Source organism: Mesorhizobium sp. B2-2-3, from assembly GCF_006442405.1.
Classification (GTDB): domain Bacteria; phylum Pseudomonadota; class Alphaproteobacteria; order Rhizobiales; family Rhizobiaceae; genus Mesorhizobium.
On sequence record NZ_VFWC01000007.1, the window covers coordinates 15,293 to 33,247 of the forward strand.

Annotated in this window: 19 protein-coding genes and 2 tRNA genes; 10 read left to right on the top strand and 11 right to left on the bottom strand. The window is 59.7% G+C overall.

The annotated features are described in order from the left end of the window. Nucleotides 1-7: 7 nt before the first annotated feature. The 4 genes from dapB (at nucleotide 8) to FJ951_RS14270 (ending at nucleotide 2,191) form a co-directional block, all read left to right on the top strand. The gene (dapB, locus tag FJ951_RS14255) at nucleotides 8-781 is read left to right on the top strand and encodes a 4-hydroxy-tetrahydrodipicolinate reductase (RefSeq protein ID WP_140515476.1); all 774 of its coding nucleotides are present in this window, start codon (nucleotides 8-10) and stop codon (nucleotides 779-781) included. A gap of 504 nt (nucleotides 782-1,285) precedes the next feature. Continuing rightward, nucleotides 1,286-1,489, top strand: a complete 204-nt coding sequence (locus tag FJ951_RS14260) for a DUF680 domain-containing protein (protein ID WP_140515477.1) — start codon at nucleotides 1,286-1,288, stop codon at nucleotides 1,487-1,489. A 44-nt stretch (nucleotides 1,490-1,533) separates the two neighbouring features. Continuing rightward, on the top strand, nucleotides 1,534-1,761 hold the full coding sequence (locus FJ951_RS14265) for a DUF680 domain-containing protein (RefSeq protein ID WP_140494359.1): 228 nt from the start codon (nucleotides 1,534-1,536) through the stop codon (nucleotides 1,759-1,761). A 190-nt stretch (nucleotides 1,762-1,951) separates the two neighbouring features. Beyond that, nucleotides 1,952-2,191 (top strand): DUF680 domain-containing protein, encoded by a 240-nt coding sequence (locus tag FJ951_RS14270; RefSeq protein WP_140494357.1) that lies wholly within the window; start codon nucleotides 1,952-1,954, stop codon nucleotides 2,189-2,191. A 47-nt stretch (nucleotides 2,192-2,238) separates the two neighbouring features. Here FJ951_RS14270 and FJ951_RS14275 read toward each other — a convergent pair whose 3' ends face one another. From FJ951_RS14275 to purM, 5 genes are all read right to left on the bottom strand, one after another. Further along, on the bottom strand, nucleotides 2,239-2,748 hold the full coding sequence (locus FJ951_RS14275) for a histidine phosphatase family protein (protein ID WP_140515478.1): 510 nt from the start codon (nucleotides 2,746-2,748) through the stop codon (nucleotides 2,239-2,241). 51 nt (nucleotides 2,749-2,799) lie between these two features. Next, nucleotides 2,800-3,141: a type II toxin-antitoxin system HicB family antitoxin gene (locus FJ951_RS14280; RefSeq protein ID WP_140515479.1), complete on the bottom strand. Its 342-nt coding sequence runs from the start codon at nucleotides 3,139-3,141 to the stop codon at nucleotides 2,800-2,802. Next, nucleotides 3,138-3,371, bottom strand: a complete 234-nt coding sequence (locus FJ951_RS14285) for a type II toxin-antitoxin system HicA family toxin (protein ID WP_246671726.1) — start codon at nucleotides 3,369-3,371, stop codon at nucleotides 3,138-3,140. The genes FJ951_RS14280 and FJ951_RS14285 overlap by 4 nt, the downstream gene beginning before the upstream one ends. 81 nt (nucleotides 3,372-3,452) lie before the next feature. Further along, complete coding sequence (gene purN / locus FJ951_RS14290) at nucleotides 3,453-4,166, bottom strand: phosphoribosylglycinamide formyltransferase (protein ID WP_140515481.1); 714 nt, start codon at nucleotides 4,164-4,166, stop codon at nucleotides 3,453-3,455. Next, the gene (gene purM, locus FJ951_RS14295) at nucleotides 4,163-5,239 is read right to left on the bottom strand and encodes a phosphoribosylformylglycinamidine cyclo-ligase (protein ID WP_140494348.1); all 1,077 of its coding nucleotides are present in this window, start codon (nucleotides 5,237-5,239) and stop codon (nucleotides 4,163-4,165) included. The genes purN and purM overlap by 4 nt, the downstream gene beginning before the upstream one ends. A gap of 172 nt (nucleotides 5,240-5,411) precedes the next feature. Between purM and FJ951_RS14300 the strand changes: the two genes are divergently transcribed. The 3 genes from FJ951_RS14300 to hdaA are packed head-to-tail and all read left to right on the top strand — an operon-like array spanning nucleotide 5,412 to nucleotide 7,867. Beyond that, on the top strand, nucleotides 5,412-5,969 hold the full coding sequence (locus FJ951_RS14300) for a CDP-alcohol phosphatidyltransferase family protein (protein ID WP_140495033.1): 558 nt from the start codon (nucleotides 5,412-5,414) through the stop codon (nucleotides 5,967-5,969). Continuing rightward, the gene (locus FJ951_RS14305) at nucleotides 5,941-7,128 is read left to right on the top strand and encodes an AI-2E family transporter (RefSeq protein ID WP_140494346.1); all 1,188 of its coding nucleotides are present in this window, start codon (nucleotides 5,941-5,943) and stop codon (nucleotides 7,126-7,128) included. The genes FJ951_RS14300 and FJ951_RS14305 overlap by 29 nt, the downstream gene beginning before the upstream one ends. Before the next feature lie 34 nt (nucleotides 7,129-7,162). Next, complete coding sequence (gene hdaA / locus FJ951_RS14310) at nucleotides 7,163-7,867, top strand: DnaA regulatory inactivator HdaA (protein WP_140515482.1); 705 nt, start codon at nucleotides 7,163-7,165, stop codon at nucleotides 7,865-7,867. A 395-nt stretch (nucleotides 7,868-8,262) separates the two neighbouring features. On the opposite strand, the gene FJ951_RS14315 is transcribed toward hdaA, so the two are convergent. From FJ951_RS14315 to FJ951_RS14330, 4 genes are all read right to left on the bottom strand, one after another. Next, nucleotides 8,263-9,273: an ABC transporter substrate-binding protein gene (locus tag FJ951_RS14315; RefSeq protein WP_140515483.1), complete on the bottom strand. Its 1,011-nt coding sequence runs from the start codon at nucleotides 9,271-9,273 to the stop codon at nucleotides 8,263-8,265. Further along, nucleotides 9,270-10,088, bottom strand: a complete 819-nt coding sequence (locus tag FJ951_RS14320) for an ABC transporter permease (RefSeq protein ID WP_140515484.1) — start codon at nucleotides 10,086-10,088, stop codon at nucleotides 9,270-9,272. The genes FJ951_RS14315 and FJ951_RS14320 overlap by 4 nt, the downstream gene beginning before the upstream one ends. Next, on the bottom strand, nucleotides 10,085-10,954 hold the full coding sequence (locus FJ951_RS14325) for an ABC transporter ATP-binding protein (RefSeq protein ID WP_140494340.1): 870 nt from the start codon (nucleotides 10,952-10,954) through the stop codon (nucleotides 10,085-10,087). The genes FJ951_RS14320 and FJ951_RS14325 overlap by 4 nt, the downstream gene beginning before the upstream one ends. A 308-nt stretch (nucleotides 10,955-11,262) precedes the next feature. Then, nucleotides 11,263-11,339, bottom strand: a tRNA-Pro gene (locus FJ951_RS14330). A 142-nt stretch (nucleotides 11,340-11,481) separates the two neighbouring features. Between FJ951_RS14330 and FJ951_RS14335 the strand changes: the two genes are divergently transcribed. Together FJ951_RS14335 and FJ951_RS14340 are read left to right on the top strand one after the other, a co-directional pair. Then, nucleotides 11,482-11,787 (top strand): ETC complex I subunit, encoded by a 306-nt coding sequence (locus FJ951_RS14335; RefSeq protein WP_140494338.1) that lies wholly within the window; start codon nucleotides 11,482-11,484, stop codon nucleotides 11,785-11,787. Between the two features lie 58 nt (nucleotides 11,788-11,845). Continuing rightward, a tRNA-Arg gene (locus tag FJ951_RS14340) sits at nucleotides 11,846-11,922 on the top strand. Nucleotides 11,923-11,998: 76 nt separating this feature from the next. Here the strand turns inward: FJ951_RS14340 and FJ951_RS14345 are convergent. After that, the gene (locus FJ951_RS14345) at nucleotides 11,999-13,042 is read right to left on the bottom strand and encodes a tyrosine-type recombinase/integrase (RefSeq protein ID WP_140515485.1); all 1,044 of its coding nucleotides are present in this window, start codon (nucleotides 13,040-13,042) and stop codon (nucleotides 11,999-12,001) included. Between the two features lie 1,034 nt (nucleotides 13,043-14,076). Further along, nucleotides 14,077-15,243, bottom strand: a complete 1,167-nt coding sequence (locus tag FJ951_RS14350; RefSeq protein WP_140515486.1) for a M12 family metallopeptidase — start codon at nucleotides 15,241-15,243, stop codon at nucleotides 14,077-14,079. A 316-nt stretch (nucleotides 15,244-15,559) separates the two neighbouring features. Between FJ951_RS14350 and FJ951_RS14355 the strand changes: the two genes are divergently transcribed. Continuing rightward, nucleotides 15,560-17,932 (top strand): toll/interleukin-1 receptor domain-containing protein, encoded by a 2,373-nt coding sequence (locus FJ951_RS14355; RefSeq protein ID WP_181172236.1) that lies wholly within the window; start codon nucleotides 15,560-15,562, stop codon nucleotides 17,930-17,932. Nucleotides 17,933-17,955 lie beyond the last annotated feature (23 nt).

The window sequence follows — 17,955 nt, forward strand, 5'->3', positions numbered from 1 at the left end:
CGCGGCGATGGCGCCAGTCAGGATCGCAATTGCCGGTGCGCTCGGCCGCATGGGGCGCCAGATGGCGGACGCCGTGCAGGCCGACTCGCGGCTGGCGCTTACTGCCCGCTTTCATCGACCGGGCGTCGTCGGCGATGGCCTGGTCAGTCGCGACGAGGCGCTCGACCTGGCCGATGTGGTCGTCGATTTCACCACGCCGGCGGCATCGGCCGATCTGGCGAGAGCCTGCGCCGGCCGTCGCGGGCCTGCCATGGTCATTGGCTCGACCGGTTTCGATGACGCTGAATTGGCAGCCATCGCCGATGCCGCGAAAACCGTTGTCATCGTACGCTCCGGGAGCTTTTCGCTTGGGCTCAACATGCTGGTCGGATTGGTCGAGCAGGCGGCGAGAGCGCTCGGTCCCGCGGACTGGGATGCAGAGATTTTAGAGGCGCATCACCGCCACAAGATCGATGCGCCATCGGGCACCGCCCTGATGCTCGGCCAAGCCATTGCCGACGGACGCGGCGTCGAACTCAATGCGATGGCGAGGCGTGTTCGCGACGGTGTCACCGGTGCGCGGCCTGCCGGCGAGATCGGCTTCGCGATGCTGCGCGGCGGCAGTATCGTCGGCGAGCACAGCGTCAGCTTCTGCACCGGGGGCGAGATCGTCACCCTGTCGCATGCGGCCGAGGACCGCGTCATGTTTGCCCGCGGCGCCATCGCCGCAGCCCTCTGGGTGACCGGGCGACCGCCCGGTCAATACGGTATGCGCGACGTCCTTGGCTTTGGCGCTTCTTGACGGGCCAGAACCCGCCGCTTTCCATTTCTCCAGTCGTCAAAATGACTGAAAGCTTGAGCCTGCCGGGACCGGAGGCGAAGCCTCCGCGTGGAGAATGCGGCGCGCCTCTTGGCGCGTCCTTCAGCCCGTTTGCAAGCGACAATGTCGACCCAGCCGCAAGCAAACGCCCAGATGCGGCCACTCGCGCGGGCCTTACGTAGATAAAACCGAACCGTTCGGTTCGATTTATGTTGACGGACCGTACATCAAACGGTGAACGTACGCTCTGCGCAAACGGGTGGGCTCAATGGAGTTTTCTCAATAAGCCATTGGTTCAACAAGATAAAATTGTGGCAGCCAGCGATGTCGTTTCAATTTCAAGGGTCGTCCCACAGCTTTTCCGGCACATTTTCGTGACTGGAAACGACAACACCGCAGACCCATCTCGGGGTGGTCCGAGCGACGCGAAATCCTCCCAAGGGCACGCCACTAGACGGACAGAACAAACATACTGGAGTAACCAAAATGACCAAGATCGCTCTTACCGCCGCCGCCATCCTCGTTGCCACGGGCACCGCTTTCGCCGGCAGCGACAATTATGGTTCGGCCAACGCCAATCAGCCCGCCGCCGCTGTCGACCATTCCGTCACCGCTTCGACCTCGAAGACGAACGGAACCGTCCAGGCCCCGGCTTCGCAGGGCGCCGACCGCAACCTTTTCGGCCGCTAATCGCGAGTGCCGACATCAACCACCTTGAACTCAGGAGTAAAGAAATGACCAAGATCGCTCTTACCGCCGCCGCCATTCTCATTGCCACGGGCAGCGCCTTTGCCGGCAGCGACAATTATGGTTCCAACAATGTCAACCAGCCGGTTGCCAACCAGTCGACCTCCAACATCGACACCACGCATACCGGCTCGATCACCAAGTCCATAAAGGCGCAGGGCGACGCGAACGCCAACGTGCCGGCTCAGTCTGGCCAGGGCATCTGGGGCCGTTGATTCTGTAAGTCTTCGACCACAAAGAGCGGTGGGCCTGGCCCGCCGCTCTTGTTTTTTGCGCATGACCAATCCTCCAAGCTCGGCAGAAAACAATCCGAGCCCAGGAATAAAACAGGAGTGCCTGGGGTCTTGTCCTTAGCGGAACCGTCCTCCCAAGACGCCGCCTAACGGATGAATCCAGGAGATTGAAATGAACAAGATCGCCCTCGCCACCGCCGCCATCCTCGTTGCGACCGGCAGCGCCTTTGCCGGCAGCGACCATTATGGCTCCGACAATGCCAACCAGCCCGTCGCCCCGATGGCGGGCGTGGACCACCTTGTCACCGGCGCGCTCAAGGATACGGGCATGGCCGGCCACGAGACAGGCGATGCCAAGACGAAGCCCACTACCGACTGGCCCGAACCCGGCCAAGGCATCTGGGGCAATTAACGTCCCGGACACGCAGTGGCCTTGGCTGCCAGCTTACCCCCGGATTTCTAGCGCAGATCCTTCAGACGCAGGCAATGCGTCAGCCGCGCGGACGACAGGTTGGACCAGTCGCCCTGGAAAACGAGGCGCGCAAAGGCTGCCGTTGGAAATTTTCCTTCGAGCCTCCTGCGCGCCTTGGCCTCTGACCCTGGCCCGGCAAGCTGTTTCGCCAGATATTGCAGACCGGGATTGTGGCCGACCACCAGCAAGCTGTCGTTCGACGGATCGGCTTGACGAATCTGGCTCAGAATATCCGTCGCCGAGGCTTCATAAAGCGCCTCGGAGAACGCGACTCGTGGATGCGCTGGCAACTCCGCGTCCACCAGCCGCCAGGTCTCGCGGGTGCGCAGCGCCGGCGATACCAGCGCCTGGTCCGGCAGCCACCCGCGCGTCGCGAGTTCGCGCCCTATCAATTGGGCCGCCTTCAATCCGCGTTCGGCGAGCGGCCGGTCGAAATCGGGGAGGTTGGGATCGTCCCAACTCGACTTGGCGTGGCGCAGCACAAACAACTGTTTCACGATACTCCCGGTCGAATGGCGGATGCAGATGGAGGCAGGACAGCTGCTGGTTCAGGCAATTTGCTTTTCGGCGGCCTCGCGCAAGACTTCTTCTCCCCACTGGTTCAGGCTCTTGCCTGCGACTTCCGCTGCCATTGCGACTTTTGAATGAACCGAGGGGTCAACGCGCAACATGAGATTGCCGGAATAAGGTCTTTGCGGCGACTTACCGATTTTCGCGCAAGTTTCGACATAGTCGTCCACGGCTTCATGGAAGGCGGCTTTTAGCCCCGCGACAGTTTCTGAATGGAAGGATACGCCGTCTCGAATACCGGCAATACGGCCGAAGAAAATCTCGTCATCGTCATCATAATCAACACGGGCCGAATAGCCCTTGTAGGTCATCGCATTCATGGCTTCACTCCGATCCTCAACAAGAATTGGCGAGCATCCCGTACTTGATATCGCTTTGCTTCCTTTGAAGGGTGTGGCCGGTGGAACGTCTCGACTTCGCTCTTAAAGACAAAACGCACGCGTGAGCCGCTTCCTTCGATCACCTGGCAACCAACGGCGACCAGCAAGGTTTCGACGGCAATCCATTCGATACTGCCCGAAACTGGATCGGTGAATATCGCTTTGAGCACGCGCCTATGCTTGCTGTTCATGCAAGCATGAGATAGGCGGGTGCGCCAAAGTTTGCAATCAAATTATGACTGCAAAAATGCCTACGGCGTGATCCGCGCCAATTGCTCGAAATCGATTTCCTCGCGCAGCGGGCTCGGTGCAATGATCATCGAGGTTGCATTGTCGGCATCGTCGGCGAAGCGGGCAAACACGGTGCGGCCCTTTTCCATCCGGGCCTTGCCCTCGGCGACCAGCCCCAGCGCCAGCGGATAGAGCTGGTGTTCCACCTTCAGCACTCGTGCGGCAAGTGTGTCGGCATTGTCGCCGACCATTACCGGCACCGCCGCCTGTGCGATGATCGGGCCGTCATCCATCTCGGACGTGACGAAATGCACCGTGCAGCCATGGATACGCATACCCGCCACCAGCGCGCGCGCATGCGTATCGAGCCCCTTGAAGGCCGGCAGCAGAGCGGGGTGGATGTTGATCATACGACCCTGCCATTTCTGGACGAGGCCGGTGGTCAAAATGCGCATGTAGCCGGCCAGTGCCACGATCTCGGCATTGAAGGCCGTGAGCGCCGCATCGATCGCGGCGTCATGGGCCTGCTTGCTGGCATGGTCGGCCCGGGAAATCACCTGGGTGGCGATGCCGCGCGCCCTCGCCATGCCGAGCCCGGCGGCATCCGCCTTGTCGGAGATGACGCCGACGATTTCGGCGGGGAAAGCCGGGTCGCTGGCGGCGGCGATCAGCGCCGTCATGTTGGAACCGCGCCCCGAGATCAGAACGACAGTGCGTTTCTTCTGCGCACTCATAGACCGATCGAACCCCGATAGATGACGCCGGCGTCGCGGCGCGGCACGATCCGGCCGATCGGCGTCACCGTCTCGCCGGCTTCCTGCAAGACGGCAGCGACCTGCGCCGCCTGGCCGGACGCCACCGCCAGGATCATGCCGATGCCGCAGTTGAAGGTGCGCATCATCTCTTCGGGCGCCACACCGCCGGTTTTGGCCAGCCATGAGAACACAGGCGGCACGTCGATGGCGTCGAGATCGAGCTCGGCCGAGAACTCCTTCGGCAGAACGCGCGGAATGTTTTCGGGGAAGCCGCCGCCGGTGATATGGGCCAGCGCCTTGATGCCGTGCGTGTTGCGGATCGCCTTCAGGATCGATTTCACATAGATCCGGGTCGGCTCGAGCAGCGCCTCGGCCAATGTGGCCTCGTCATTGAAGGGAGCCGGATCGGTCCATGCCAGGCCGCTGGTCGCAACGATGCGGCGCACCAGCGAAAAGCCGTTCGAATGCAGGCCCGACGAACCCAGCCCCAGCAGCACGTCGCCCTCGACGATGTCGTCGGTGGGCAGAAGCTGGCCGCGCTCGGCCGCGCCCACGGCAAAACCGGCAAGGTCATAGTCCTTGCCGTGATACATGCCCGGCATTTCCGCCGTCTCGCCGCCGATCAGCGCGCAGCCGGCCTGCCGGCAGCCCGCGGCGATGCCGCCGACGATCGCCGCACCCTGGTCCGGATCGAGCTTGCCAGTGGCGAAATAGTCGAGGAAGAACAGCGGTTCGGCACCCTGCACGACGATGTCGTTGACGCACATGGCGACGAGGTCGATGCCGATCGTGTCGTGCTTGCCGGCGTCGATGGCGATCTTCAGCTTGGTGCCGACGCCGTCATTTGCCGCGACCAGCACCGGGTCGGTAAAGCCGGCGGCCTTGAGGTCGAACAAGCCGCCGAAACCGCCGATCTCGCCATCGGCGCCCGGCCGGCGCGTCGCCTTGACCAGCGGTTTGATCTTCTCGACCATGAGATTGCCGGCATCGATGTCGACGCCAGCCTCGGCATAGGTGAGCCCGTTCTTACGCTTGACTGTATCGCGCTTCATATCTGGCTTGTCGCTGTTTCCTTTGCGGCTCTTCGCATGAACGGTTTCGGTCCGCAAGGAAAACGGCGCTGAAACTGCCGCTCCCCACCAGGGGAAGCTCGGCAGCTTCTCTCTTGCGTCCATCCCCCATCTCCATCATCTATCGTTCAGACCGAAGCGACGGGACATGCGCTTGACCATCCCCAACCTGATCACAATCATGCGCCTTGTCCTGGTGCCTGCCGTGGTGCTGGCCATGCTCCAGGCGCGCTGGGATTGGGCCTTTGCCGGGTTCCTCGTTGCCGGCATCTCGGACGGCGTCGACGGCTTCATCGCCCGCCGGTTCAACCAGCATTCCAAGCTCGGCGCCTATCTCGATCCGGTGGCCGACAAGCTGCTCCTGGTTTCCGTGTTCGTCGTCCTGGGCTTCATCGGGCAATTGCCGCTGTGGCTGGTCGTCACCATGGTGTCGCGCGACGCGCTGATCATTTGCGCGGTGCTGTTGTCCACCGTGATGGCCCATCCCGTCGAGATGAAGCCGCTCCTCGTCTCCAAGGTCAACACCGCCATCCAGATTGTACTGGCGGCGCTGGTACTGGGTGAGCTTGCTTTTTCGATCCATCTCGATCCACTTCGTCCCGCCCTCATAATGCTGTCCGGGGTCTTGACCGTGGCTTCGGCCGCAGCCTATCTCGTGGCTTGGCTGAGGCATATGAGCGGCTATGGCGAAGGCTCCACCCCGGGCACCTGACAAAGAAGCTGCGGCGAGCGCGCCGGCGGCAGCCGGGGATGATCCATCCGCCGGATTCCGCCGGCAGATCTTCTTCTGGCTTGCCGGCGTCGCCGCGCTCGCGCTTTTCCTCTATGTTTTCAGCGCCATCCTCTTGCCCTTCGTGGCCGGCATGGTGCTCGCCTATTTCCTCGATCCCGTGGCCGACCGGCTGCAGCGACTCGGCCTCAGCCGTTTCATGGCAACGGTGGTCATCCTCATCACCTTCCTTGTCGTGCTGGTGCTGGCCTTTGTCATCCTCATCCCGGTGCTGGCGACGCAGATGGCCGATTTTGCCGGCAAATTGCCTGAGTACCTGACGCGGCTGCAGAGCCTGATCACCTCGTTCGATCCAAAATGGCTGGAACAGAAATTCGGCGTCAACGCCAATGGCCTGCGCGACGGATTGAATTCACTGCTGACATCCGGCTTCGGTCTGCTGACAACCGTGTTCACCTCGATATGGAGTTCGGGCGTGGCGCTGGTCTCGGTGATCAGCCTGTTCGTGGTGACGCCGGTGGTCGCCTTCTACATGCTGCTCGACTGGGACCGCATGGTGGCGGTGATCGACAGCTGGGTGCCGCGGGACAATGTCGCCACGGTGCGCGCCATCGCCAGGGACATCAACACGGCAACGGCCGGCTTCGTGCGGGGGCAGGGCACGCTGTGCCTGGTGCTGGGCGCCATGTATGCCACCGGCCTGACGCTGACCGGTCTCAATTTCGGCATCCTCATCGGCCTGTTCGCCGGGCTGATCTCCTTCATCCCCTATGTCGGTTCGCTGACCGGGCTGGTGCTGGCCGTCGGCGTTGCCTTCGTCCAGTTCTGGCCGGACTGGACCATGGTCGTCGCGGTCGCGGTGGTGTTCTTCATCGGCCAGTTCATCGAGGGCAATATCTTGCAGCCGCGGCTGGTCGGCAAAAGCGTCGGCTTGCATCCGGTGTGGCTGATGTTCGCACTGTTCGCCTTCGGCGCGCTGTTTGGCTTCGTCGGCCTGCTGATTGCGGTGCCTGCATCGGCCGCGGTCGCGGTGCTGGTGCGCTTTGCCATTGCGCGTTATCTGGAATCGCCGCTCTACAAGGGTCACGGCAAGGCCGTGCCGCCATTGCCGGCCGATCGTCGCAAAGGCATCAATCCATGATCCGGCCTGGCCGGGTCGCGCGGCTGAGCCTGGCATGAGCGACCAGAGGGCCGACCCGCCGCGCCAGCTGCCGCTCGATCTCGGCCATGGCACCGGCTATTCGCGAGACGAACTCGTCGTCTCCGGCACCAACAACCAGGCAGTGGCACTGGTCGACCGCTGGCCGGACTGGCCCTCGCCGGTGGTCGTGCTCGCCGGTCCGGCCGGTTCCGGCAAGACCCATCTGGCCTCGATCTGGCGGGCACGGGCGGATGCCGTTCAGGTCGACGCGCACCGCGTTGGCGACAGCATTGTAAATCTCGGTGCCCGGCCGGCGCTGATCGACGACGTCGATACCGGCACAGTCGACCAGCAGGGGCTGTTTCATCTGATCAATGCGGTACGCGGCAGCGGCTCGCATTTGCTTTTGACGGCGCGCCGCTTTCCCTCGGCCTGGGGCGTCACGCTGCCGGATCTGGCGTCGCGGCTGAAGGCTGCGGCAACCGTCGAGATCCACGAACCCGACGATCTCCTGCTGGCAGGTGTCATCACCAAGCTGTTCGCCGACCGACAGGTCGAGGTCGAGCCGCATGTCGTGCAATATCTGGTGCGCCGCATCGAGCGCTCCCTGGCGACGGCCATGCGCGTGGTGGAGCGGCTGGACCGCGCCGCGCTCGAACGCAAGACGCCGATCACCCGGGCGCTGGCGGCTGAAACCGTCAGCGCCATGGACGAGGGGCAGGGCGAGTTCGAGGTTTAGGGCGCGATTGTCGGCCGGCCAGCAAATGGTGGTTCCATGTCCCTTTAACCGTCCCATTTCGGGAAACAAAGCTGGCACCGATCTTGCGATACAAGCTTGCCGGCTGACCCCGGTCCTGATTGCGTTCCAAATCAGGTTGTAGGCTCGCCGGGAGTGGGGCGGTTGGGGTTCTCGCCCGGCGAGCTTACCTTCATGTGACTTCAGTCACCCTCACTATTGCTGCGCGTTCGGCTTGCCCGCGCAATGCCAAGCTAGGTGAGAGAAGAACGGGTATTCGTCAATTGACGGATACCCAAAATGGCGACGAGGCCACCGAGTCGCTGAAATGCCGGCGCTCGGTGAACTCCGTGGCTAAGGCGAACGAGCCATATGCCCGCTGCTTGACGTTGATCTCGTCAGTTGGCCTTCTTCGCCTTGTTCACATAGTCGTTCGTGTACGTCTGCGTGATATCGATCTTGGCGTTGGCCACATCGGGCGAACCGAGAGAGAAAACGTCGAGCACGGCCTGCGCGCCTTTTGGATCCATGAGCCCGGTGGTCGAATACATGGGGATCGCATTTTTCAACGCGGCCAGATAGGCGTCCTTGTCGCTGCCGATCAGATTGTCGGGGATCTGGGCCATGATCTCTTCGGCGCTGTGGGAGTGAATGTAATCCAGCGTGGCAAGCATGGCATTGGTCAATCCCTGCGTTGCTTGGGGATGCGCGGCCATCCATTCCGGCCGGGTGTAAAGCGCTCCGCCGGGATAGTCGCCTCCGAATACCGCCTCGGTATCCTTCTGGGTGCGCGTGTCCGCCAGGATGGTCAGGTCCTTATGCCTGGCCTGAAGCACGGTGACGGCCGGATCGAGCGTCACCACGGCGTCGATCTGCCCTTGCTCCATGGCGGCGACGGCGGTAGCGCCCAGCCCAACGCCGATCACGGCGGCGGATGTCGGGTCGATGCCGTTCTTCTGCAGAAGGAACTTCAGGAAGAAGTCGGTCGAGGAACCGGGAGCGGTCACGCCGACCTTTTTGCCAGCAAGGTCCTTCACTGACTTGATCTTGCCGGTCTGGCCCGGCGCCACCGCCAGGACCAGTCCCGGGAACTGGTCGTAAACGACGAAGGATTGCAGGCGCTGGTTCTTGGCGGCCAATTTCACCGTGTGATCGAAATAGCCGGACACCACATCCGCGCTGCCGCCCAATACTGCGGTCAGCGATTGAGAACCGCCCTTGAAATCGACGAGGTCTGCATCGATACCGGCTTTTTCGTAAGCGCCGATCTGTTTGGCGAGCACGGTCGGCATGTAGCAGAGGCATGATGCTCCGCCGATCGAAATGGTGACCTTTTCGGCGGCCCCCGCGTCTGTGGCCGCCGCGAGCAATACGACGGCGGCGGCCGCCAGTTTCGAAATGATCCTCATGATCTCCTCCTTGAGCGGAATTGGGGCCTATCGGCTGGTTTCGAGAATTCAGGCCGCCAGACAAGCAACCTTTTTTCGACCAGCGTGACGATCCAGTCGATCAAGAGCACAAAAGCGGCGAGGACGAACATTCCGGCAAAGACGCCCGCCACGTCGAACACGCCTTCGGCCTGCTGTATCAGATAGCCTAGTCCCCCGGCCGCACCGAGATATTCGCCGACCACGGCGCCGACCACGGCAAATCCGACGGAGATATGGAGCGATGAAAACACCCAGGACAATGCCGATGGCATATAGACGTGGCGCAGCAATTGCCGTTCGTTCATGCCGAGCATTCGGGCATTGGCCAGCACTGTCGTGTTCACCTCCCTCACGCCCTGGTAGACATTGAAGAAGACGATGAAGAAAACCAGCGTCACGCCCAAGGCAACCTTGGACCAGATGCCGAGGCCAAACCAAAGCGTGAAGATCGGCGCCAACACGACGCGGGGAAGCGCATTGGCCGCCTTTACATAGGGATCGAAGACGGCCGCAAGTCTTGGCTTGCGGGCAAACCAGAAGCCGATCGCGATCGCTGCCAGCGAGCCGATGGCGAAGGCCAGCATGGACTCCCACAGCGTGATCCACAGATGATGCCAGATCGTCCCGGTGGCAAACCACTTCCATATCTGGCCTGCCACCGCCAACGGGGTCGAGAAGAAGAAGGAAATATTGTTCGGATCGCCGATCAGGTGCGTCGTCGACGCTGCCTGCCAGAGCGCGATGACGATGACGGCCACGGTTAGCTGTGCGAAAAGCAGCGTCGTCCTTTTCATCGGATCGCTCCTTCTTCAATCTCGCCGTAAGCCTTGAGCACTTCCTTCTTCAGCATGTGCCAGATGTCGCGATGCAATTCCTGGAAGCGCGGTTCCAGCCTGATTTCCGAAATATCGCGTGGACGCGCCAGCGGGATTGGAAAGTCGCCGATGATGCGTGCCGAGGGACCGGCTGACATCACCACCACGCGATCAGCCAGCGCGATCGCTTCTTCGAGGTCGTGGGTGACGAACATCACCGCCTTGCGGTCGTCCGACCACAGCTTGAGCAAAAGGCCGCCCATGATCAGCCGCGTCTGTGCGTCGAGCGGTCCGAAGGGTTCGTCCATGAGGATGATCTTGGGGTCGCGGATCAGCACCTGCGCAAGAGCAACGCGCTTTTTCTGGCCGCCTGAAAGCATGTGAGGGTAGCGCTCGCAGAAAGCAGCCAGGCCGACGCGTCCGAGCCATGCTCGCGCGCGTTCCTTTGCTTCGGAAGAGGGCACGCCTGCCACTTCCAGCCCGATGGCCACATTGTCCAGAGCGGTCTTCCAGGGCATCAATGCATCCTGCTGGAAGAGGTAGCCAGCCTGTCTGTTGAGACCGCGAAGCGGGGCGCCGAACACACGGACGCTGCCTGCCGAAGGCTCGAGAAGCCCTGCGCCGGCATTCAGCAGCGTTGACTTGCCGCAGCCCGTCGGCCCAATGATCGCCACGAATTCCTGGTCGCCGACTTTCAGATCGGCGCGGGCGACCGCCTGGAAGCTACGCCCGGCCGCCAATGCGAAATCTATGGTCACTCCATCGAGATCGACCGCGATCCCGGTTCCGGCTGGCGGCTGTCTGAATTTTGTCTCCGTGCCGCCCGTGGCGGTTTCCGTCGTCATGCTGAATGCCGCCCTGCGCCGAGACGGGTGGGTGTCCAACTGTCGCTCATGGTTCCTCCGTGAGGCTTTAGCGGAGACCGTCGATGTCCGATGGGCATCTGTTGCCCCGCACCGTGTCGTGTTCCGGCTCACAATAGTCGATGCGGTGGAGCAGGCAACTTTGCCGTCCGCGGCTTTTTGTTGCGACCGTGACATGCAGCAGCAAAGACCACTGGGCGCGCGCGGAGATTGCCGACAGCCCCATTCTGCACCCGACACATTGCCATTCGCAGGCGCCAACGGCCCTCGATTGCCTGTTCTGTGAAAGGTGGTCGGAGTGGAGAGATTCGAACTCCCGACCCTCTGGTCCCAAACCAGATGCGCTACCAGGCTGCGCTACACTCCGAACGGTCTGTTGCCTATTCATTTCAGTGTTGCATGGCAAGTGCGAAAAACCGGCAAGTGCAAAAACCTTGCCGCCGTCAGCATTGCGCAGTAATGACGGGCGAAGAGGCGGCCAGGCTGCCTTGCACAGCAATGAGGTGGTCATGTCCGCGCGCATTTTCAGTCCAGCCAAAACCGCGATGCAGTCCGGCACGGCCAAGACCGGCCATTGGGTGCTGGAATTCGATCCCGAGATGCGCAAGAAAATCGACCCGCTGATGGGCTACACCACTTCCGGCGACATGAGGAGCCAGATCAAGCTGACCTTCGACACGCGTGAAGAGGCCGTGGCCTATGCCGAGAAGGAAGGGCTCGCCTACCGCGTCGAGGAGCCGAAAGAGCCCAAGCGCCGCCAGATTTCCTATGCGGAAAATTTCCGCTATGACCGCAGGACGCCCTGGACGCATTGACCGGCAAAGCCCGGGCGGGCGCCAGCGCAGACATCTTACCGGCTCCGAGCCGGCCAGCGGTCCCGTAGCTCAGCTGGATAGAGCACCGGCCTTCTAAGCCGATGGTCACAGGTTCGAATCCTGTCGGGATCGCCAATCTTTTCAATGGCTTAACCTTTAGCGCAATACCCAATTTTTAGCCCGTTTACAGAGCCGTTTACAGATTTGTTCCTCATGGGTTCTTTCCCATGCGGTCAATAACTGCATCTGAGAGACCCTGATCTGTCGCCAGATAGTGCTTTTCGAGCACCGATTTGATCTCGGCCATCGAGTGCCCGGAGATACGCGCAATGTCCTCGATGCTGGAGCCTTCTCTGGCTCGATCGCAGATGAAGGTGCCGCGCAGATCGTGATATGTGACACCTTCGATCTTGATCGCTTCGGAGCCTATTGCCTTGCCCCACGACGTCTTGAAACCATCCTTGGTCCACGGACGCCCGCGAGAGTTGAGGCAGACCCTCATCTTGTCCTTAGGCAGGGGATCCAGTAGGGCCTTGAGGCGGGCGTTGGCCAGAACCTTGAGCTTCTTCCCAGTCTTTGACTGCTGGAACATCAGATATTTGCCATCCCACTGCTTCCAGGTCATGGCAAGGATATCGCCCTGACGCTGTCCGGTGGCCAGCGCGATCTCGAAGGGCAAAAGCAGATGCGCCTCCAATTTCTCGCGCACGATTGCGATCTGTTCGGTCGACCAAAGGAATTCTTTTCTGGATCCCTCGTAGAGCCGGGTGATGCCGGTGCAGGGATTTTTGTCGATCAGCTCGTCGGCGATCGCGTAAGAGAACACCTTTGAGAGGGAAAAAAGAAGCTTGTCCGCCTTACGTGGATTGGCAGAGAAGCTGCGGTGCCACCGCCTGATTTCGGCCTTCATGCCCTTCCCTTGTGTCAGCTCGACCGGCAGTCTGGGCCACTCTTTCTGGATCAGCTTGAAGGCATAGAGGTGGTCTGTCTGGGTGGTTTCGGCAAGTGCTAGGAAATCGCGATTGCGAGCACGCTCTGGTCCGGTGAAATACTCGATCAAGGTCTCGATCGTGTCGACCTTCCTGTTCGCAGCCTTCTCTCCCGCCCTTAGTCGTACGTGCTCGGCGACGAATGCCTCGGTATGAGGTTTTGCCGTCATTTGCGGGCCGCCACGCCAAGCGTAGTGATAGACCCTGACCGAACCATCTGCCAGGCGCCGCTTGACCTTGTGGATCCCTTTAATCTTGATGATCACGAGTCCTATCCCTCCAGTTCGTTGTGCTCATCCGAAGAACCAAGGCTTCGAGGGGGCTTTCGCTGGCCCCCGTATCGCTTTAGGGGATAAATCGGAAAACTTCGTCCCCGATGCTGACGACAACGATTGCCTAGTCCTGCTCCCAGCGCGCGTGAGATTCTGGGCTCGTCTTTGGAAGATAGCAAGGGAGCGGTTCATTACGCACGCGCATTCGTCGCAGGGATGACGGCGTCCATGACGTCCTTGATGACATCCTCGCCGAAGCCGACGATGCCCATCATAACAACGGGTTAGTAGATTTCGATCCGTGGAGCACGTCCCGTCACCGCGGGTCGGATGGGGCCGCTTTTTGCAATCGCTCACCTGGACACTGCCTATTCGTTGTCAGCCCCATGCCGCCTGGCGGCAACGCGCCTTGCTGCCGACTTTCAGCGCAAGACAATGAGCGCCCCGGTTTTGGGCCGTCTGCTGACGTCCGCTATCGGTGGTATTTTGCAGGAGCTGCCGTTCCGCGCGATCCACAGTCGGTCGTTCAGCGCGGATGGAAGGTTAATGTGAAAGCGGCCGTTCGTTCAGCGTCAGTGCTCGGATCAAATTTGATCGTTGCAAGACGGTCGGCTTCCGCGAACAAGATTGCAAAGGGAGCACACCACCACATTGCGTTCCTCTAGTCTCTCCAATGTTCCTAGTGAGAATCGCCAGCGATCAGCAGTCAGGCAGAAGTGTCGCCCCGATCTCACGAGCTAAATTGTACGGTTCACGATAGGATAGTGACCGCGTTCAGCCATCCCCCATGCGCAAAGGGTCGCTCTCCACCCGCAACTCACCCGAGCTCAAAAGGCTTCGAGCGTGGCGGTATAGTTCGGATCGGCGCTACACAACTTGTTCAATTGGCGAAGCCGATCTCTAACCGTTCGTAATTGGAGTCCCGTTTTTTCGCAACTCGAACGCATGACAGAAAGTCAGGTCCATACCTTTTGCAATCCATTGTCGCCGCAACTGGATCGTTGGTGACCAGGTTACATAGATTGCGTTTATCTTGCCCCAAAAACATCAATGACCATTCTACTGCCGTCCTCTGCTATCGCACAATTGAAATTCGGGGCGCCAACCGTTGTCGACTCGCCGGAGTTGCAAGATCGTTCGGGGCTACCGGTTCTCACGCCCGACTGATCCTGGTGAGAGATCGGAATCGATAAAGACATTTTTCGCCCCGAACGGGCGAGGATCTCGCCAACGTCGTTTCCGATCACCTTCCATTGGTCTGCGTCCCACTTCTGATCGCCTATATCTGTAGCGATTCTAGCAACCGAGCGTTTGATATTCTCACTCTGAAGCTGGCTCTCGATAGGATATGCCGCTTGAATGGTTTCTCGATCTGTAAGCGATATCCGAGTTGGTTGCGAAATAAAACACCTCGACTTCCTTCCTTTCTTGAACATCCACGCTGGCAATGCATAGTGCATAATAGATTTCCGGTCGTACGGGGTTGTCCTTAATCGTGGTGACGCGACCATTTCTTTGAAATTAAATAAAATTTCGTCTTCGCTCCATCCCCATTCTTTTTCTATCTTGGGAATAGCGACGTCCCAAGCGAATTCGTCGTCACAATGGGCCTCTGGACTCTGATGCTCATGCTCCAAGCCCAACGCATGGCCTACCTCGTGAAGGATCGTTTCCTCAAGCCAAGCCTTGTTGAGTGAGCTGAATGCCGCTCCGTCGGTCTGAATGTTGAGTGAAGCTGTCTTCACGACGTCTGGAAGTAGGCTGTCCGTGCCAATGAATGACCAACTTCCCTCTTGTTTAAACGAGATTCGGATGTCTTCTTCCGAGGTACCCGTGCAAGCATTAAAGCCGGGTGGATCGCCAAAATTGATGCGGATAGACGTACCATCCAGCCATTCATTCGCAGTTTTTACAAAGAATTTCTTCAATGACTTGCCGCCATCCAGAAAGCACGCTGAAATATTATTCTTCGTATCCCATAGTTTCATGCTGTCGTAGACCCCTTTTATTTGGGGAGTAGCGTCTCCGAACGCCTCTGTTAGTCCAGCAAGTTCTGCTGCGTCTCGCCTCGTCACCGGATCCAGAGGACCTAATGTGTGTGCGAAAACGCTGCCCCAGTAACACGACAGGGTAATTGCCATCCCCACCGAGGCAACTAACCTTCTCACTGCACGGAAATCGGATGCTCTTTCCATTGCTTCCTCCCGACAGGTCCCATCAGTTATTAAACATCGCCGGTGTTGACAGCGAATTGAATGGCCTAACTAACCGCGCATTATGGGCCTGCTCGAACGCTCGGAAATGTCGGCAACTTACGCGGCAAATCGGATAAACATCGCGAGTCGCGCCTCCGCTTTTTCGAGCGAACTGGTGTTCGACCCCGCCCTCTTGCCTATTCTGACGTTCGTCTTGCTACCACGCAAGCTAACATTTGCCAGAGTCATTGTTTCGGCCCAATTGGCTATGCATCTACGCCCATAGGTGAGTAATGAGCCGTTTCGAGGTGTCAATGTGCCTACCGACGCTGAGCGCATAAGTAGTGGCCGAATTCCAGAACCGGGGCTTACCGATTCCTCGGAAGCATCGCGATGGCTCAAGTACAGAGCCTTCATCAGCTACTCCTCTTCAGATCGGGGGGCTGCAGAGAAACTGCAGAAGGCGCTGGAGTCATACAAAATTCCCAAACCGCTTCGCCGGTCTGGGAAGTATCTCAACGGACGGGTATCCCCGATCTTCAGGGACCTCTCCGACCTGAACGCGTCCACCGACCTTGGGAAAACCATCCGCGACGCACTAGACAATTCCGAATATCTAATCGTTCTGTGCAGTCCGTCGGCAGCCGCTTCGCAATGGGTGGAAAGGGAGATTTCCTTCTTTAGAGGGCTCGGCCGGCCCGGCAATATTATCGCGGTGATTGTGAGCGGTGTCCCCGCTGCCCACGATCCGTTGCATGAGCCGTTGGGCGCGTTTCCAAGGGGACTGGTCAGTCTTCGGGATGACGACGGCTCTCTCGTGGAGCCCTTGGCCGCCGACATTCGGGAACAAACCGGGGACCATCGCGGCGGTGACGGATTCAACTTGGCCAAGTTGAAGATTGTCGCGACCATGCTCGGTGTTTCGCTGGCCGAACTCACGCAGAGGCAGGCCGAAGCAGACCGGCGGCAGCGCCGCGTTGCACAGATCGTTGCTGCCGGAATGCTTTTCCTCGCCGTTCTCGCGAGCGGAGCAGCGTGGATCGCCTGGAACCAAAGCCTAAAGGCCGAACAACGTCTCCAACTCGCTGTGGAGACTGCGGCACGACAATTGGGCGCCACGGCAAAGTATCGAGACCGCTATGGCGTCCCCACGGCCGTGATCCAGGAGTTGCTGAAATCCGCCGAACGAGACTTCGCTGGGTTGATCTCCGGCGATGAGACGTCACCGATGCTTGTACTTCAACGGGCACGCCTGAATCTCGAATTCTCTGAACTGTACAATCTTGTTGGGGACGATGAGCATTCCCAGCAGAAACGGATCTCCCTCATTGCGAACTCGGCTGCAGATCTGGATTGGCTGGAACAAAGGTCTCCATCCGTCCCGGAACGGATTGGACTGGCTTCAGCCCCGGATCCAGCCGCTATCGCGATGATGCGACTGAAATTGTACGATGCTCAGGCGCAAGAGAGGAGCTACGTGGGGAAGTTCAAGGAAGCTATTGCATCGGCGCAATCGAGAATTGCGCTATCGGAACGATGGCTGTCAAAGACGGGCGAGTTGCGCTGGCAGCGGGAACTGGCTCAAGGACATTGTCGGATAGGGTCGTTCAACTACCAAAGCGGGAATCTCTCGGCGTCTGCCGCAGAGTACCAAAAATGCCTCGGGACAACGCGATCGCTGATCGAAAAGAGAAAAGATAGTTCTGATCGTGGCGACCTGATGACCGCACTTTCCGAACTGGCGACGACGCTCGTCGAAATGGACCGCCGTTCGGAGGCGCTGGTTGTGCAAAGGGAGGCAGCTGACACGGTCAAGCTCCTCGTTTCGGCGGAAAAGGGAAATACCGAATACGATCGCACAGAGCTGATCACGCTGACGAGGCTGGGAGATATGGTCCTGTCGGTAGACATGAACGTTGGCGAGTCGCTGAAGCTTTACGAAGAGGCACTGCCCATTTCCGACAAACTCACCAGATCGGATTCCTCGAGGTTGGATTGGCAGAGGGACCGCTCCATCTTGCTGGAAAGACTGGCCAGCGCACATTTGCGAGAGGCAGACGGCGCAGATGTGACGGCGTCGCTTGAAAGTTTGCATAAGTCAGACCTGAACCTCCAAGACGCGCTGCTGATCGTCAACCGGCTTTTAAACAACGACCCGCTCAACCGGGAGTGGCTGCGGGACCAAAGCGTCATCGAGGAAAGGATAGGCCAGGTAGCATTTGCTATCTTCAAGCGGGGTGGCGACACGCTGAAATTGGAGGATTCGGAGCGTTGGTACGACAAAGCGATTGGCGACCGGCGCGCTATCCTCAAGGAAGATCCTGGGAGTTCAATTTACAAACTCGACCTGGCGGTCGGCTTGATACAACTCGGCGAAGTCGCGATCCAGATGCCCGGTCGGATCGACGAGGCGGAGAACTCGCTCAAGGAAGCTTTGGACCTCCTCAAAGATTTAGTAAAGGCCAAGGACGCGTTGACGATCTGGCGCCGAGAGATAGCGAATGCGCACTATGCGCTCGCGAACCTGTACCAAAGGCGGGGTAGCGCCAGTGAGGCTCGCTCGGAGATTCAATCTGCATTGGAGGTCATTCGTGACCTGCGGAAATTGTACCCCGACCTCGCCCAGTACAAGCAGGACGAAGCTGACCTCATCGCCAAGAAAGAGGAACTCGCCAAGCTGCAGCAATGAGGCATTTCAACTGGATCGGGGAC

Coding starts and splice junctions, on each gene's coding strand:
- dapB (WP_140515476.1), top strand. CDS start 8: ATGGCGCCAGTCAGGATCGCAATTGCCGGTGCGCTCGGCCGCATGGGG.
- purM (WP_140494348.1), bottom strand. CDS start 5,239: ATGAAGCGCGATACAGTCAAGCGTAAGAACGGGCTCACCTATGCCGAG.
- FJ951_RS14280 (WP_140515479.1), bottom strand. CDS start 3,141: ATGAATGCGATGACCTACAAGGGCTATTCGGCCCGTGTTGATTATGAT.
- FJ951_RS14350 (WP_140515486.1), bottom strand. CDS start 15,243: ATGGAAAGAGCATCCGATTTCCGTGCAGTGAGAAGGTTAGTTGCCTCG.
- FJ951_RS14315 (WP_140515483.1), bottom strand. CDS start 9,273: ATGAGGATCATTTCGAAACTGGCGGCCGCCGCCGTCGTATTGCTCGCG.
- purN (WP_140515481.1), bottom strand. CDS start 4,166: ATGAGTGCGCAGAAGAAACGCACTGTCGTTCTGATCTCGGGGCGCGGT.
- FJ951_RS14325 (WP_140494340.1), bottom strand. CDS start 10,954: ATGACGACGGAAACCGCCACGGGCGGCACGGAGACAAAATTCAGACAG.
- FJ951_RS14270 (WP_140494357.1), top strand. CDS start 1,952: ATGAACAAGATCGCCCTCGCCACCGCCGCCATCCTCGTTGCGACCGGC.
- FJ951_RS14260 (WP_140515477.1), top strand. CDS start 1,286: ATGACCAAGATCGCTCTTACCGCCGCCGCCATCCTCGTTGCCACGGGC.
- FJ951_RS14320 (WP_140515484.1), bottom strand. CDS start 10,088: ATGAAAAGGACGACGCTGCTTTTCGCACAGCTAACCGTGGCCGTCATC.
- hdaA (WP_140515482.1), top strand. CDS start 7,163: ATGAGCGACCAGAGGGCCGACCCGCCGCGCCAGCTGCCGCTCGATCTC.
- FJ951_RS14335 (WP_140494338.1), top strand. CDS start 11,482: ATGTCCGCGCGCATTTTCAGTCCAGCCAAAACCGCGATGCAGTCCGGC.
- FJ951_RS14305 (WP_140494346.1), top strand. CDS start 5,941: ATGGCGAAGGCTCCACCCCGGGCACCTGACAAAGAAGCTGCGGCGAGC.
- FJ951_RS14265 (WP_140494359.1), top strand. CDS start 1,534: ATGACCAAGATCGCTCTTACCGCCGCCGCCATTCTCATTGCCACGGGC.